General features: G+C 60.4%; 14 protein-coding genes. 6 read left to right on the top strand and 8 right to left on the bottom strand.

Annotation, left to right across the window (positions count from 1 at the left end):
• Positions 1 to 33: 33 nt before the first annotated feature.
• Positions 34 to 363 carry a DUF1820 family protein gene (locus AB4N44_RS13495; RefSeq protein ID WP_077045543.1) on the top strand — a complete coding sequence of 110 codons (330 nt, stop codon included), beginning with the start codon at positions 34 to 36 and terminating at the stop codon, positions 361 to 363.
• A gap of 123 nt (positions 364 to 486) precedes the next feature.
• Here AB4N44_RS13495 and AB4N44_RS13490 read toward each other — a convergent pair whose 3' ends face one another.
• The 4 genes from AB4N44_RS13490 to AB4N44_RS13475 all read right to left on the bottom strand — a co-directional run bounded on the left by AB4N44_RS13490 (position 487) and on the right by AB4N44_RS13475 (position 4,007).
• On the bottom strand, positions 487 to 1,041 hold the full coding sequence (locus AB4N44_RS13490; protein ID WP_003228518.1) for a tetratricopeptide repeat protein: 555 nt from the start codon (positions 1,039 to 1,041) through the stop codon (positions 487 to 489).
• Positions 1,042 to 1,266: 225 nt separating this feature from the next.
• Entirely contained in the window at positions 1,267 to 2,550 is a 1,284-nt protein-coding gene (gene hemL / locus AB4N44_RS13485) for a glutamate-1-semialdehyde 2,1-aminomutase (protein WP_460108710.1), read from the bottom strand.
• A gap of 17 nt (positions 2,551 to 2,567) precedes the next feature.
• Positions 2,568 to 3,191: a thiamine phosphate synthase gene (gene thiE, locus AB4N44_RS13480; RefSeq protein ID WP_127929895.1), complete on the bottom strand. Its 624-nt coding sequence runs from the start codon at positions 3,189 to 3,191 to the stop codon at positions 2,568 to 2,570.
• A gap of 18 nt (positions 3,192 to 3,209) precedes the next feature.
• Positions 3,210 to 4,007: a hydroxymethylpyrimidine/phosphomethylpyrimidine kinase gene (locus tag AB4N44_RS13475; protein ID WP_007909650.1), complete on the bottom strand. Its 798-nt coding sequence runs from the start codon at positions 4,005 to 4,007 to the stop codon at positions 3,210 to 3,212.
• 303 nt (positions 4,008 to 4,310) lie between these two features.
• Here AB4N44_RS13475 and AB4N44_RS13470 point away from each other — a divergent pair, with 303 nt between their 5' ends.
• From AB4N44_RS13470 to AB4N44_RS13455, 4 genes are all read left to right on the top strand, one after another.
• Positions 4,311 to 6,665, top strand: a complete 2,355-nt coding sequence (locus AB4N44_RS13470; RefSeq protein WP_460108711.1) for a 7TM diverse intracellular signaling domain-containing protein — start codon at positions 4,311 to 4,313, stop codon at positions 6,663 to 6,665.
• A 97-nt stretch (positions 6,666 to 6,762) separates the two neighbouring features.
• Positions 6,763 to 8,412, top strand: a complete 1,650-nt coding sequence (locus AB4N44_RS13465) for an acyl-CoA dehydrogenase family protein (RefSeq protein WP_460108713.1) — start codon at positions 6,763 to 6,765, stop codon at positions 8,410 to 8,412.
• 181 nt (positions 8,413 to 8,593) lie between these two features.
• Complete coding sequence (amn, locus tag AB4N44_RS13460) at positions 8,594 to 10,093, top strand: AMP nucleosidase (protein ID WP_016986142.1); 1,500 nt, start codon at positions 8,594 to 8,596, stop codon at positions 10,091 to 10,093.
• Between the two features lie 70 nt (positions 10,094 to 10,163).
• Positions 10,164 to 10,799, top strand: coding sequence for a pseudouridine synthase (locus AB4N44_RS13455; RefSeq protein ID WP_455807161.1), 636 nt, complete (start codon positions 10,164 to 10,166; stop codon positions 10,797 to 10,799).
• On the opposite strand, the gene AB4N44_RS13450 is transcribed toward AB4N44_RS13455, so the two are convergent.
• Entirely contained in the window at positions 10,794 to 11,003 is a 210-nt protein-coding gene (locus tag AB4N44_RS13450; protein WP_007909655.1) for a DUF2788 domain-containing protein, read from the bottom strand. The two genes, AB4N44_RS13455 and AB4N44_RS13450, sit on opposite strands and share 6 nt — an antisense overlap.
• Positions 11,004 to 11,417: 414 nt before the next feature.
• The gene (locus AB4N44_RS13445) at positions 11,418 to 11,897 is read right to left on the bottom strand and encodes an Lrp/AsnC family transcriptional regulator (protein ID WP_008081091.1); all 480 of its coding nucleotides are present in this window, start codon (positions 11,895 to 11,897) and stop codon (positions 11,418 to 11,420) included.
• Positions 11,898 to 12,349: 452 nt separating this feature from the next.
• On the opposite strand from AB4N44_RS13445, the gene AB4N44_RS13440 reads away from it, so the two are divergent.
• Positions 12,350 to 13,423: a DUF6515 family protein gene (locus AB4N44_RS13440; RefSeq protein ID WP_460108714.1), complete on the top strand. Its 1,074-nt coding sequence runs from the start codon at positions 12,350 to 12,352 to the stop codon at positions 13,421 to 13,423.
• Between the two features lie 27 nt (positions 13,424 to 13,450).
• On the opposite strand, the gene AB4N44_RS13435 is transcribed toward AB4N44_RS13440, so the two are convergent.
• Together AB4N44_RS13435 and AB4N44_RS13430 are read right to left on the bottom strand one after the other, a co-directional pair.
• Entirely contained in the window at positions 13,451 to 14,359 is a 909-nt protein-coding gene (locus tag AB4N44_RS13435; protein ID WP_460108715.1) for a cation diffusion facilitator family transporter, read from the bottom strand.
• A gap of 12 nt (positions 14,360 to 14,371) precedes the next feature.
• On the bottom strand, positions 14,372 to 14,791 hold the full coding sequence (locus tag AB4N44_RS13430) for a hypothetical protein (RefSeq protein WP_007909665.1): 420 nt from the start codon (positions 14,789 to 14,791) through the stop codon (positions 14,372 to 14,374).
• Between the last annotated feature and the right edge of the window lie 187 nt (positions 14,792 to 14,978).

The raw sequence follows: 14,978 nt of genomic DNA, 5'->3' as shown, positions 1-14,978 counted from the left end.
CCTCATTTTTATCCCCGATGTTATCCCCCCGCCATGACCAAACGCGAAGCTCCAATCTATAAGGTGATTTTCCTCAACCAGGGCCAGGTGTTCGAAATGTACGCCAAGCAGATCTATCAAAGTGATCTGTGGGGTTTTCTGGAAGTGGAAGAGTTCGTCTTTGGCGAGCGCACGCAAGTGGTCGTCGATCCGAGCGAAGAAAAGCTCAAGGCGCAGTTCGAAGGCGTGGTGCGCAGCTTTGTGCCGATGCACTCGATTGTGCGCATCGACGAAGTGGAGCGTCTGGGCACCCCGAAAATCAGCGAAGCCCGTGGCGCGGTCGGCAATGTAATGCCGTTCCCGGTGCCGATGCCTGAGAAGTAAGCCTTAAAACCGAGTCGCCTCATTCGCGAGCAGGCTCGCTCCCACAGGGGATCTTCTGAACACTGGAGATCTACTGTGGGAGCGAGCTTGCTCGCGAAGGGGCCGGAAAGGTCGGCGCAAAAATCAGGGGAGAGGCGAGAAAGGCGTACGCCCATCGGCGCTCTGCAGTTCCATCAGGTATTTACGGAAAATTTGCCCGAGCACCTGCGTGGCGGTTTCGAGGTCTTCGCGGGACATTTTTTCGGAGACTTCGTCGGCCGTGTCCAGCGCGTCTTCAGCGCCGTTGACCGCGGCCATCTTCAGCACGATGTACGCCTGAATATTGTTGGCTTGCACGCCTTCACCGTGGAAGAACATGGTGCCAAGTTTGAATTGCGCCTGAGCGTGGCCTTGCAGCGAGGCTTTTTCGAAGTAGCTCAGGGCTTGATTGAGGTCGCGCGGCGCATTCTTGCCGTCGTAGTAGAACTCACCCAACTCGTATTGCGCTTGCGCATCCCCTTCATCCGCCGCTTTCTGGCAGGCGGCCAGTGCCTGCGTGACGTCTTGCGGCTGAGTATTGAGGGTGCAACGACCCATCGCCGGGATCAACAACGAGTTGCCGCCTGCTTGTGCATGCGCGAGCAGGGGCTGAAGGAGCAACAGGCAGCCCAAGGCAAGGGTGCGGCCGGTGCGGTTCATGGGAATCGACTTACCTCTGAAGGGCACGCGGACCCATCGAGGGATCCAATAAGCGCGCATTATGAAATAAGCAGGGCCAACCTTACAAAGTCTTTACTCGTTTTTCTGCTGCGTGGGGAATATATCGCCCACTTTAGGGGAGATTTTTAGCAGGGGCATCGGAAAAACAGCGCGGATGTAGGTGAATGCTGACGCTGGCGATAGCCAACGTCAGCGGTACGACAATTATTTCAGTGCAGCGAAGGCACGCTCGGCAGCGTCCAGCGTCAGTTGCAACTCGGCTTCACCATGGGCGATCGAGGTGAAACCGGCTTCGAAAGCGCTCGGGGCCAGGTAAACACCACCTTCCAGCATCAGATGGAAGAAGCGCCCGAACAGTGCTGCGTCGCTGGCCATCACGTCTTCAAAGGTGACGATATCGTCGGCACCGCTGAAGTACAGACCGAACATGCCGCCGGCCTGGGTGGTCACGAACGGAATGCCAGCAGCATCGGCGCGCTGTTGCAGGCCGTCGAGCAGACGCGTGGTGTAGTCGGTCAGCTCAGCGTGGAAGCCTGGACGGCTGATCAGACGGAGGGTGGTCAAACCAGCGGCCATGGCCAGTGGGTTACCCGATAGCGTACCGGCCTGATACACCGGGCCCAGTGGTGCGATGCGCTCCATGATTTCGCGCTTGCCGCCGAAGCAGCCGACCGGCATGCCGCCACCGATGATCTTGCCGAAGGTGGTCAGGTCAGGATTGACCCCGTAGTACGCCTGGGCACCGCCGAGGGCGACGCGGAAACCGGTCATCACTTCGTCGAAAATCAGCACCACGCCATGTTTGTCGCACTGCGAACGCAGACCTTCGAGGAAGCCCGGTGCCGGTGGTACGCAGTTCATGTTGCCGGCCACCGGCTCAACGATGATGCACGCCACTTCCTCGCCGACTTCAGCGAGCATCTTTTCCACCGCGTCGATGTCGTTGAACGGCAGGGTCAGGGTGTGTTTGGCGAATGCCGCCGGCACACCGGCCGAGCTTGGAACGCCTTGGGTCAGTGCACCAGAACCAGCCTTGACCAGCAGGCTGTCGGAGTGACCGTGATAGCAGCCTTCGAACTTGATGATGCTGTCGCGGCCGGTGTAACCACGGGCCAGACGGATCGCGCTCATGGTCGCTTCGGTGCCGGAGCTGACCATGCGCACCATGTCCATCGATGGCACCAGCGAGCAGACCAGATCGGCCATTTCGGTTTCCATCGCGGTCGGCGCGCCGTACGACAAGCCGTGTTGCAGCTGATTGCGCACGGCGTCCAGTACGTCCGGGTGGCTGTGGCCGAGGATCATCGGGCCCCACGAACCAACGTAATCGACATAACGCTTGTCGTCTTCGTCGGTAACGTAAGCACCTTCAGCGTGCTTGAAGAACAACGGTGTGCCGCCAACGCTCTTGAATGCACGGACTGGCGAGTTTACGCCACCGGGAATGTGTTTCTGAGCATTGGCAAACAGGGTTTCGGAACGAGACATGATCGGGCTCTCAATCTTCAGGATTTGAACAATTCGTTGAACGCGCGGGCGCGGCGTGTCACCTCGGCGGTGCTCTCGGCACCGAACAAACCGTGAACCACGGCAAGCAGGTCGACCCCGTGGGCTACGAGCGGCGCGGCGTTGTCGAGGCTGATGCCGCCAATCGCGCAGATCGGCAGGTGCAGCGTGCGCTTGGCGTCGTCGAGCAGTTCGAGGCTGCAGGTCGGCGCGCCGGGTTTGGTGTTGGAGTTGAAGAAGCGGCCGAAGGCGACGTAACTCGCCCCTTCTTTGGCGGCTTGTTCGGCCAGTGCGATTTGCGCGTGGCAGGTCGAACCGATGATCGCTTTTGAACCGAGCAGGGCGCGGGTCGGTGACAGTGGGCCGTCGGTCTGACCAAGGTGCACGCCGACGTTAAGCCGCGCGGCCAGTTCGGCATCATCGTTGATGATCAGCTGCGTCTTGTAGCGCTCGCACAAATCGCGCAGCGCTTCGGCCTCGCGCAAACGGCGGGCCTCGTCGCTGCTCTTGTCGCGGTATTGCAGCAGGGTGACGCCGCCTTCCAGCGCCGCCTCCACGTAAGACAGAAACTTGCCCGCCAGCAATTGGCTGTCGGTAATGGCATACAGGCCACGTAGTTTCATCGGGCAGACCTCACGACGTTACGAGCAGAAATCCAGCGGCAGGCGACGCGGGACGAACTGGCCTTTGCCCAGTTGTTCAGCGTCGCGCAGGGTGCGCCAAGTGTAATCCAGAGCACTGCGTACAGCGCTGGCCAGGTGTTCGCCCTGGGCCAGACGACCGGCGAGGGCGCTGGCCAGTGTGCAACCGGAACCGTGATAGCTGCCCGGCAGACGCTGGCAGATAAAGGTTTCACGCAGGCCGTCGCGGCTGTACACGCGGTTGTGGATTTCAGTTTCGTCGCCATGGCCGCCGGTGATCAGCAGGTTTTTGACGAACGGCAGGAGTTTTTCAGCGCACTCGTCCGCAGTGCCTTCGGGCAGCTCGGCGAGGATTCGCGCTTCAGGAAGGTTAGGGGTGGCAATGATCGACAGCGGCAGCAGACGCTCGCGCATCGCATAGCCGACCTCGTCCTTGCCCAGGCGACCGCCGCCACCGGCGCGCAGCACCGGGTCGCAGACCACTGGCAAGTGCGGGTGCGCCGAGAGCAGTTCGACAACGGTGTCGACCATTTCCAGCGAACCGAGCATGCCCAGTTTGACCGCGGCGACTTCGGAGTCGTTGAGTACGGCATTGGCTTGAGCCAACACCCACTCACGGTCGAGGACGCGGAAGTCAGTGACGTTGACGGTGTCTTGCACGGTCAGGGCGGTGACGGCCGGAGCCGCATGGCAACCCTGCGCGAGCAGGGCTTCGATATCTGCCTGCAAGCCGGCGCCACCACTTGGGTCGTGGCCGGAGAGACAGAGGACAACGGGGCGGGAGCTGTAGATATTCATGGTGCGCGAGCTTACCACCAAAGCTGATTTTCGGGTTCAGTGCCGTTATGCATGGCCGATAACCTGGCAAGAGAATCCGACCGTACTGTCACAACCTGACCGACTCAACAGCTCTAGCTCGCTGCTTTGCTCTGAAACGCCCGTTCTAGAGCCTTTGTAGGAAATATTTCGATGGTGCTCAATGGCCACCAACGGCTATGCTAGTCTGGATCCAAACCAATAACAGGTAATACCGGTTTTACGTCTACTCAAAGGGAATGGGGGGCTTCCTGACACAACCGGACGAGCCACGCTGGGGCTTCAATGCGCTATTTGCTGATGTTGCTGTTCTGCTTGCCCCTCCTGGCGAGCGCCGTCGAATTCGACGAATTTACCCAGAGCCTGCCTCTGGGCCGGTCGCTGCAAGTGTTCGAAGACCCGAGCGGTCAGGCGAGCATTGCCGATGTTCGCGCGCAGGCTGCCGCTGGCAATTTCAAACCTCACGATAAAGCCACGCTCAATGCCGGTTATTCGCGCTCGGCGTTCTGGCTGAAGATCGATCTGCATTACCGCCCGAGCAATCCCGCCGCCCAGCGTACCTGGCTGCTGGAACTGGCGTATCCACCGCTCGATCATCTCGACCTGTACATGCCTGATGCAACTGGCGACTACCGCCTCGTCCGGCAAACCGGTGATGCCTTGCCGTTCGCCAGCCGCGAGATCCGTCAGAACAACTATTTGTTCGACCTTTCCTTCAAACCGGATCAACAGCAAACCGTGTACCTGCGACTGGCCAGCGAGGGCTCGATCCAGGCACCGGTGACGTTGTGGTCAAGCACCGCGTACCTCGAAGACCAACCGGTGCGCCTGTATGTGCTCGGCATCATTTATGGCGTGCTGCTGGGGATGGTGGTCTACAACCTGTTCATCTACCTCAGCGTGCGCGACACCAGTTACCTCTATTACATCTTCTACATTGCCTCGTTTGGTCTCTATCAACTGTCGGTGAACGGTGCGGCGGTCGAGTACTTCTGGCCGGACAACCCGTGGTGGGCCAACGCCGCGACGCCATTCTTCATTGGCTGCGCCGGCCTGTTCGGCAGCCAGTTCGCCCGCAGCTTTCTGCAGACCAAAACCCACAGCCGCTGGCTCGACCGCTTGTTGATCGGCCTGATTGCATTCGGTGCGTTGGTCATCGGCCTGTCGCTGATGACCAGTTACGCCCTGGCCCTGCGCCTGGCAACGACGCTGGCGCTGACCTTCACCGTAGTGATTTTCGCCGCCGGGATTCTGGCCTGGTGGCGCGGCTTGCGGGTGGCGCGCTATTTCATCATCGCCTGGTCGGCGTTCCTGCTCGGCGGCATCGTCAACACGCTGATGGTGCTCGGCCTGCTGCCGAACGTGTTCCTGACCATGTACGCCAGCCAGATCGGTTCGGCCATCGAAGTGGCGCTGTTGTCGCTGGCGCTGGCCGATCGCATCAACGCCATGCGCGAGCAACAGGCGCAGACGCTGTACGACGCCGGGCAGAAACTCGAAGTGCTCAACCAGCAACTGGCCCACAGCAACAAGCTCAAAGATGAGTTTTTGGCGACCCTGACCCACGAACTGCGCACGCCGATGAATGGTGTCATCGGTTCGCTGGAATTGATGCAGACCGTCGAGCTGGATCCGGAACTTGAGCAATACCAGCAGACCGCTGCCGGTTCGGCGCGAGACATGATGCGCATGGTCAACGGCATTCTCACCCTCACCGAATTGCAGGCCGGCAAGCTCAAGGCCGCGCCGGGCAGTTTCAGCCTGCGTGGTGTGGTCGAGGCGCTGCGGGTGCAGTTCGAGGGCAATGCGTCGAGCAAGTCGCTGGACTTCAAAGTCGAGGTGCTGCCGACCCTGCCGGATCGCCTGCACGGCGACAGCGCCAAACTCGCGCAATGCCTGGAGTGTCTGCTGGATAACGCGATCAAGTTCACTCGCATCGGTGGTTTGGCATTGCGCGTCACTGGTAAACCGTCGACGGATAATCGTTTGGCGTTGTCCTTTGCGGTGATTGACACCGGTATCGGTTTTACCGATCTGGGCGAAGCGACGATGTACCAGCGCTTCTTCCAGCTCGACGGTTCGATGACCCGCGAATACGGCGGCCTGGGCGTAGGTCTGGCGATTTGCCGACAGTTGGTCGAGTTGCTCGGTGGCAAGCTCACACATCGCTCGGAGCCCGGGCGTGGCAGTCGCTTCCAACTGGACGTCGAGTTTGAACTGCCAGTGGTCGAAACTGCGCCGATCTGCGCGCCTTCGCGCGATTGCGTGCGTGCACCACAGGATTGCACGGTGCTGCTGGTGGACGACAACAGCGTCAATCAACTGGTGATGCGCGGTATGTTGCTCAAGCTCGGTTTTCGCGTGCGTACCGCCGACAACGGCGCGGCGGCATTGGATTGCTTGCAACGAGAGACCTTCGACGCAGTGCTGATCGATTGTCAGCTACCCGCTCACGATGGCGCATCGTTGTGCTGCCAGATTCACGCCTTGCCGGGCTGCACGAATTTGCCGGTGTTCATGTTGGCGTTGACCGCTGACCGAGAGCTTTGCGCCACGGGGGCGCCGGTCGATTACTTGAACAAACCGGTCAAATTCGAAGATTTGCAGTCGGCTCTGGAGCGTCGGGTACTGTGCTGCTGACAAGGTAAAAGCGCCGCAAATTCGGCTGGTATGACACTTTGACCCGTCGCGGTGCGGTGCTTAACTGAGTTCCTTGGTTGCCCAAAGGAGCCCCGACATGAACCTGCATCAGTTCGCCGAAACTCACGAAGTCACCAACCAGCCACCGTCGTTGGACGGCATCAATCTGTACCGCATCGACCTGCCGTTGCAGGAGTGGTCGCGGCGCTTTGGTGCTGGTTGGGCCGAGTCGCGGATCGATGCTTACGGCGCGCTCGCCGGCGGGCCGTTGATGCAAGCCGGTTTCCTTGCCAATCAGAACAAACCCGTGTTCGCCAGCCATGACCGCTACGGCCATCGCATCGATCTGGTGGAATTTCATCCTGCCTATCACGAGCTGATGCGCACGGCGATCGAGCACGGTTTGACCTCATTGCCATGGGCGCACCCGCAGGATGGCGCCCATGTCGCCCGCGCCTCGATGACTTATCTGCACAGCCAGGCCGAGGCCGGCAGCGGTTGCCCGTTGACCATGACCTTCGCCAGCGTGCCGGCCCTGCGTTTGCAACCGAATCTGGCTGAGCAATGGCTGCCGAAAGTCCTCGCCACGGAATACGATCCGCGCAACGTCGGCATCGCGCACAAGGCCGGCGTGACCATCGGCATGGCCATGACCGAGAAACAGGGCGGCACCGACGTGCGCGCCAACACCACCAAGGCGTATCCGGTCGGCGCCAGTGGTCCGGGTCAGGCCTATGAACTGGTCGGGCACAAGTGGTTCTGCTCGGCGCCGATGTGCGATGCCTTCCTGACGCTGGCGCAGACCGACAAGGGTTTGAGCTGCTTCCTGCTCCCTCGCCATCGTCCGGACGACACGGGCAATCAGTTCTATATCCAGCGTCTGAAAAACAAACTCGGCAACCAGTCCAACGCCTCCAGTGAAGTGGAGTTTCGTGGCGCGCTGGCGTGGATGGTCGGTGAGGAAGGGCGCGGCGTGCCAACCATCATCGAGATGGTGGCGATGACCCGATTCGATTGCATGGTCGGTTCCAGTTCGCTGATGCGCCAGGCGCTGACCCAGGCCAGCCATCACTGCGCGCACCGCAAGGTCGGCGGCAAACTGCTCAGCGAACAGCCATTGATGCAGAACGTCTTGGCTGATCTGGCCCTGGAAAGCGAAGCCGCGCTGGCGCTGAGCTTGCGCATGGGCAAGGCGCTGGATCATCTGGACGATCGCCACGAAGCGCAATTTGCGCGGCTGGTGACGGCGGTGGGCAAGTACTGGATCTGCAAACGCGCGCCGGGGATGATCAACGAAGCAGCGGAGTGCATGGGCGGTGCCGGGTATGTCGAAGAGAGCATTCTGCCGCGTCTGTACCGCGAGGCGCCGGTGAATTCGACGTGGGAAGGCTCGGGCAATGTGCAGTGCCTCGACGTGCTGCGAGCCTTGTCGAAAGAGCCGGGTGTGCTGGATGTGTTGTTCAGCGAGTTGGGCGATGGGCATGGTGACAAACGGCTGGCCGCGCATATTCAGCAATTGCAGGCGCAGTTCAAGGATACGAGCGATATTCAGTATCGGGCGCGGCAACTGACTGAAGATATCGCGCTTGGTTTGCAGGCCAAACTGTTGCTTGAGGCCGGTAACTCGGCGGTCAGTGATGCCTTCATTGCCAGCCGCCTGAGCGGTGGTGGCCGGGTTTACGGCGCCTTGCCGCGTGGGCTGGACGTCGAAGCCATCGTCGCCCGCGCAACCCCACAGATTCTCTGACCCACCACACATCCCCTGTAGGAGTGAGCCTGCTCGCGATAGCGGTGTATCAGTCAATGCAAATGTCGACGGATAGACCGCTATCGCGAGCAGGCTCGCTCCCACATGGGATATCCGTTGATGGGGAGATTTGGGTACACCCACAACGCCACTGTTCCCGTGACGCCACGATGCAGGCAAGATGAAGCTCTGCAAGTCAGAACACAGGAAGCTGATCGTGACCGAAGCGTTTATTGTCGTTCAAACCGCCGAACAAGCCGTGGATCGTCTGGCCGAGCTGCATGAGCGGGCCACCACTGCGCTGAACTCGGCGCTCAAGCGTTACCTCAAGGATCGCGTCGAACCCGACGCTGCGCAGCGTGCTCTGTTTCGTTATCCCGAACTGCGTCTGACCTATCACTGCCAGGGCGAAGTCCCGCAGACCACTCGCGCTTACGCCAAGGTGCAACTGCCGGGCACTTACAGCGTCACCGTCACCCACCCGGCGGCGTTCCGCAAATACCTGCTCGAACAACTTGTGCCGTTGATGCACGACTTCACCGTGACCGTGGAAGTCGGTGTCAGCCAGCAGAACATTCCGTATCCGTACGTGGTCGAGCAGGGCGATGAACTCGCCGGCTCCGGCGTCACCGCTGCTGTGCTGGCGCGGGTGTTTCCGAGCACCGACCTGTCCGCCGCCACCGATGGCATCGCCGACGGCCTCTATGACTGGGAAAACACTGATCCGCTGCCGCTGGCGCTGTTCGACGCCGCGCGCGTGGATTTCTCGCTGCGCCGTCTGGTGCACTACACCGGCAGCGACTGGCGTCATGTGCAGCCGTGGATTCTGCTGACCAACTATCACCGCTACGTCGATCAGTTCATCGTCCATGGTCTGGAGCAGTTGCGCCGCGACCCGCGTTTTGTGCGCATGGTCTTGCCGGGCAACGTGATCATCGAGAAGGGCATGGATCACGGCGAAGCGTCGGCGATTGCTGCCGGTGTGGTCTGGCACCGTTACCAGATGCCGGCCTATCACCTGATCGCCAGCGATGGCCACGGCGTGACGCTGGTCAACATCGGTGTTGGTCCGTCCAACGCCAAGAACATCACCGACCACCTGGCGGTGTTGCGTCCGCATTGCTGGCTGATGATCGGTCACTGCGGCGGTTTGCGTCAGTCGCAGACCATTGGCGACTACGTGCTGGCTCACGCTTACATGCGTCGCGACGGCATTCTCGACCGCGTGGTGCCGCCGAACATTCCGATCCCGGCCCTGGCCGAAGTGCAAATGGCGCTGCAGCAAGCAGCGGCGAATGTCACTGGCGAGAAGGGCGACGACCTGAAAAAACGCCTGCGTACCGGCACCGTGCTGACCTACGACGACCGTAACTGGGAGTTGCGTTGGGCCCAGGAACGTCCGTTGATCAACCTGTCCCGCGCGGTCGCGGTGGACATGGAAAGCGGCACGATTGCCGCGCAGGGTTATCGCCTGCGGGTGCCGTACGGCACGTTGCTGTGTGTCTCGGACAAACCGCTGCACAGTGAAATCAAACTGCCGGGGTCGGCCAACGCGTTCTATGAGCGCGCGGTCAGCCAGCACTTGAAGATCGGTATCGAGGCGGTGGACTTGCTGCGCACCGAACTCAACTCGCTGCACTCGCGCAAACTGCGCAGCTTCGACGAGCCGCCGTTCCGCTGATTTGTTGATGGTCATTTAACGGTCAGGCTACTAGCATTGGCAGCCCTGACCGTTAGATGTTCTTTTCGCCATGTCCCGTCCCCCGCGTCCACCTTCCCGCCGCCCTGGCGCGAAGCCTCAGTCTGCTTCCCCGCGCCGTGTTGCCAAGGCACCCCCGGCCGAGCCGAAACTGGTCCTGTTCAATAAGCCGTTCGATGTGCTGACGCAGTTCAGCGACGGCGAAGGGCGGGCGACGCTCAAGGATTACATTGATGTGCCCGGCATATATCCGGCCGGACGCCTGGATCGTGACAGTGAAGGCTTGTTGCTGCTGACCAACGACGGGCAGTTGCAGGCGCGCATCGCCGATCCGAAACACAAATTGGCGAAGACCTATTGGGTGCAGGTTGAAGGTGTGCCGACGGCCGAACAGCTGCAGCGTTTGCGTGACGGCGTTGAGCTGAATGACGGCATGACCTTGCCCGCCGAAGCGCGACAACTGGATGAGCCTGAGTTGTGGCCGCGCAATCCGCCGGTGCGTTTTCGCGCGACCATACCGACTTCGTGGCTGGAACTGGTGATTCGCGAAGGGCGCAACCGTCAGGTGCGGCGCATGACCGCGGCGGTCGGTCTGCCGACGTTGCGGCTGGTGCGGGTCAGGATTGGCGACTGGACGATCGAAGGCCTCGATCAGGGCCAGTGGAAGGAAGTGTCGGCGCGCTTATAAAGCGCCGGATTCGATCAGGCCGATCACCACACTCTTGATGATGAACGCGGCCACGCCCAGGCCTAGCACGAAAAACAGAATGAACGAGCCAAAGCGCCCGGCCTTGGACTTCTTCGCCAGATCCCAGACGATGAAACCCATGAAAATGATCAGGATGCTGACCAGACCGGTCATCATCCACTCTTCTAATAATGCTGGATCCATTGGGTTTCTCCGGCGCGCATGGGGCTAAAAGGGCGCGGCGAGTATACGCCAAGGTGTGTGGGGTGGCATTGATCTGGGTCTGATCCGAAGCCTTTGCCCTCACCCTAGCCCTCTCCCGTAGGGAGAGGGGACTGACCGAGGTGTCTGGCGTCATACATCGACCTGAAAGATCGAGTCGATTATGGATTCACAGCAGAACGCTCAGGTCGGCGTACTTCTTCAGCATCTCACGGTCGGCCCCTTTTCTCTCCGTGAGGAGAGGGGACTGACCGAGGTGTCTGGCGTCATACATCGACCTGAAAGATCGAGTCGATTATGGATTCACAGCAGAACCCTCAGGTCGGCGTACTTCCTCAGCATCTCACGGTCGGCCCCCTCTCCCTTTGGGAGAGGGCTGGGGTGAGGGGCTTTTGATCAGTTGCGCAGGTGGGTCAAGGGCAGTTCAGTGCTGTTGAGCACCTGATTCAGCACAAAACTCGACCGAACGCTGGTCACCCCTTCGATCCGGGTCAAATGCCCCAGCAACAGCTTCTGATAGTGATCCATATCCGGCACCACCACCTTCAACTGGTAATCGGCATCCACCCCCGTCACCAGGCTGCACTCCAACACTTGCGGCAACGTCCGAATCGCCGCCTCGAAATTCTCGAAACGCTCCGGCGTATGCCGATCCATGCCGATCAGCACATACGCCGTCAGGCTCAGCCCAAGCATCTTGCGATCAAGCAACGCCACCTGACGCGAAATATAGCCATCGTCTTCCAGTTGCTTGACCCGACGCGAGCAAGGGGAGGGCGACAGACCGATGCGCTCGGCCAGTTCCTGGTTGGAGATGCGGGCGTCGCGCTGCAATTCCGCCAAAATGCTCAGGTCGTAACGGTCGAGTTTGCTCATCAATCTGTCCTTGGTTGTAACTATTGCGGCGGATTATCTATCCAGGGTTAAAAATTGCGCAAGTGGTGTTTATTTCAGCAATCTTCGCAATCCTCTGTCGCGGTCTCAGGCCTATTCTTATCACCAGAATCACTGCTCGGTAACACAGTCCACGCGGCCCGCCCTATCCGGCCTGCCGCGGCCGCCACCCCCACCGGGGTTGTGCCGGCCCCCGAGCTGCACACTGTCCAGAAGACGGCGTGAGGTGAGCCGACGTCAAAAGCGTCGAGCCAGGACGAAGTTCTCTAGAAGGGAGGCCGACGGGTCTCCCTTTTTTCTTGCCTGCGATTTCATGCCCTAGCGCTCAATAAATAAGTTGCGCGACTGATAACCTGTTGCAGAACCGGGCGTGTGTATTCCCGGTCTTAGTGACAAGTCCTCTTACATTTGCAGGCCCCGCAGTGAGAAAAAGCATGAATTCGCGCATCTGGCGTCTGGCTGGTGTTGGTTTGCTGTGTGTGAGTGTCAGTGTGCAAGCGCTTGCCGATGAACCACAGAATCGCGGCCCGGATGGCGGCGGCCACGGCCAGGATCATCAAGGCAACAATCAGGGCCATGGCGGCAACAATCAGCCGCGCCCGCAGAACAATCCATCGCAGAGTCAGCCGCAACAGAATCAGCCGCGTCCGCAGAACAACGAGATCATTCGTGGCGACAACAGCCGCCAGTTTGAGCACAACGGCCAGCAGCAGCACAACAACAATGGCCAGTGGCAGAACCACGACCAGAACCGCCCGGCCTACAATCCCAACCCGGTGCGCCAGCCACCACCGCCGCCACAACTGCCGGCCAATAGCCTGCCGATCCAGTCGCGGCCCGACACTGAGCGTCAGACCCAGGAGCCGCGTCAGGGTTACTACCGCGATGAGCGTCCGCAGAACGGTTACCACAACCAGCAATGGCAGACCGGCAACCGGCCCAACGACAATCGCTGGCCGGGACGTCCCGACGGACACGGCAACGGTTGGGGCCCGGGTCCGCAATATCGGCCGGGGCATGTGATCGACCGTTTCCCGGATCGCGATTACCGCGTGCCGTATCGCGGGCAGGATTACTTCTTTTCCGGCGGTTACTGGTATCGCCCACAAGGCCCGCGCTACATCGTCGTGCAACCGCCGCGCGGGATCCGCATTCAGTATCTGCCGGATTACGCCCGTGAAGTGTGGATCGGTGGTTCGCTGCTGTTCCTCGCCGCCGGTTCCTACTACGCGTATCAGGAAGCGACGCAAGATTACGTGGTGGTCGAGCCGCCGGTGCAGCAACAGCCGCAGCCGCAATCCCAAGGCTATGACGTCGAAGCGTATCCAGCCAACGGTCAGTCGCCGGAGCAGGTGCAGCAGGACGGTTATCAGTGCTACCAGTACGCTGTGCAGCAAAGCGGTTTTGACCCGCGCACCGCGACCTATCAACCCGCGCCCGAAGTGGTTCAGGCCTATCGACAGGCTCAGGGCAATTGCCTGAGCAGTCGCGGTTATCAGGTCCAGTAAGAGCAGCTACGAGTTGCAAGTTTCGAGCTACAAGCTTGAAGCTTGCGGCTCGCGGCTTGTAGCTGCTTTTATCGGATCGGCGTGCACCAGCACTTCGGCTCGCGGGTAGGCTTTGTGAATGGCATCGGCGGCTTGATCGCTGATGCCGTGTGCCACTGACAAGGTCAATTCCCCCGGCAATTCCAGGTGCAACTGCACGAACCAGTGGTTGCCGGAGATCCGCGTGCGCAAGTCATGCGCGCCCAACACGCCCGGCACACTGCAGGCCAGTTCGAGCATGTGCTGACTGACATTCATCGGCAGCTCTTCATCCATCAGCACCGAAAAACTTTCCCGGGCGATCTGGATTGCGCTCCACAAAATGTACGCAGCAATGCCCAGACCGAACCACGCATCCAGTTGCTCAAAACCAAACCCGGCCAAAATCAGCGCAAGCAGAATGCTGCCGTTGAGCAACATGTCCGAGCGATAGTGCAGCGAGTCCGCGCGCACGGCGTTGGAGCCGGTCTGCTTGATCACCCGATGCTGCAACACCAGCAGCGCCGCCGTCAGCAGCAACGAAAACACAATCACACCGATGCTCAGCCACGGTGCGCCGATCGGCTCTGGCGTCTTCAACCGTTCGAACGCCTGAAACGCGATCAATACCGCACTGCCGCCAATGAACAAGGCCTGCGCCATGCCCGCCAGCGATTCCGCCTTGCCGTGGCCATAACGGTGATCGTCATCGGCCGGGCGCAGCGCGTAATGCACCGCCAGCAGATTGAGCATCGAAGTGACGCCATCCAGCGCCGAGTCGGTGAGGCCGGCGAGCATGCTCACCGATCCGCTGAGCCACCAGGCGATGGCTTTGGCGACGATCAGCGTGCACGCGACCGCCACCGAGGCGCGGGTCGCCAGCCGTAGCAGGCGGGCGTGTTCGGGGCTGGATGTCATTTAACTTCCTTTTTAAGCGGCGGGTTGCAGGCCGAACATCGCCAGTTGTTGAGTGCTGCCCTTGTGTTGAATCAGGCGTGGATCATCCAATGGAAAGTCCCGTCCAAGTTCACTTTCGAGAATAGCCTGCAGCTTGTGATTATCGACCTGACCGTCCGGACCGATGGCTTGTTTGAGTTTGGCCGGATCGATCTGCGCGGTGTGACCCGGTTCGAAATAGATCGCGCCGGTGGCGAAGTCGACGGCAAACGCGATCAGCCCGGGAATGACGTAGAACAGCAGGCCCACGGCGTCGAGCACGGCAATCGCCGGGTCGATCTTGCCGTCGATCTGACCGCGCCGGTCCGGGTAGAAAATCGAACCGCACGCGGTGATTTGCGTGAGCAGGGTGGCGACCAGTACACCGCCGATCAGGCGAAAAGGTAAGCGCATGGGAAAATCTCCTGATTGATCTAAGAACGAAGCGTCGTCGTGTGAAGTTAAGACCCTGACGAACGCCCGCCAGTTCGCCGTTATACTCGGGCCTGGCAGGGCATGCCCACAGTAAATTGCGGCCTCGTCTCACCCCTACCGAAATATGTTGAGGATTGAAGTTGTTTTCTCCAGATCGACACCGCGT

It is taken from the genome of Pseudomonas sp. S3_C06 (assembly GCF_054667675.1).
This window is presented reverse-complemented; position numbering and strand designations above follow the sequence as displayed.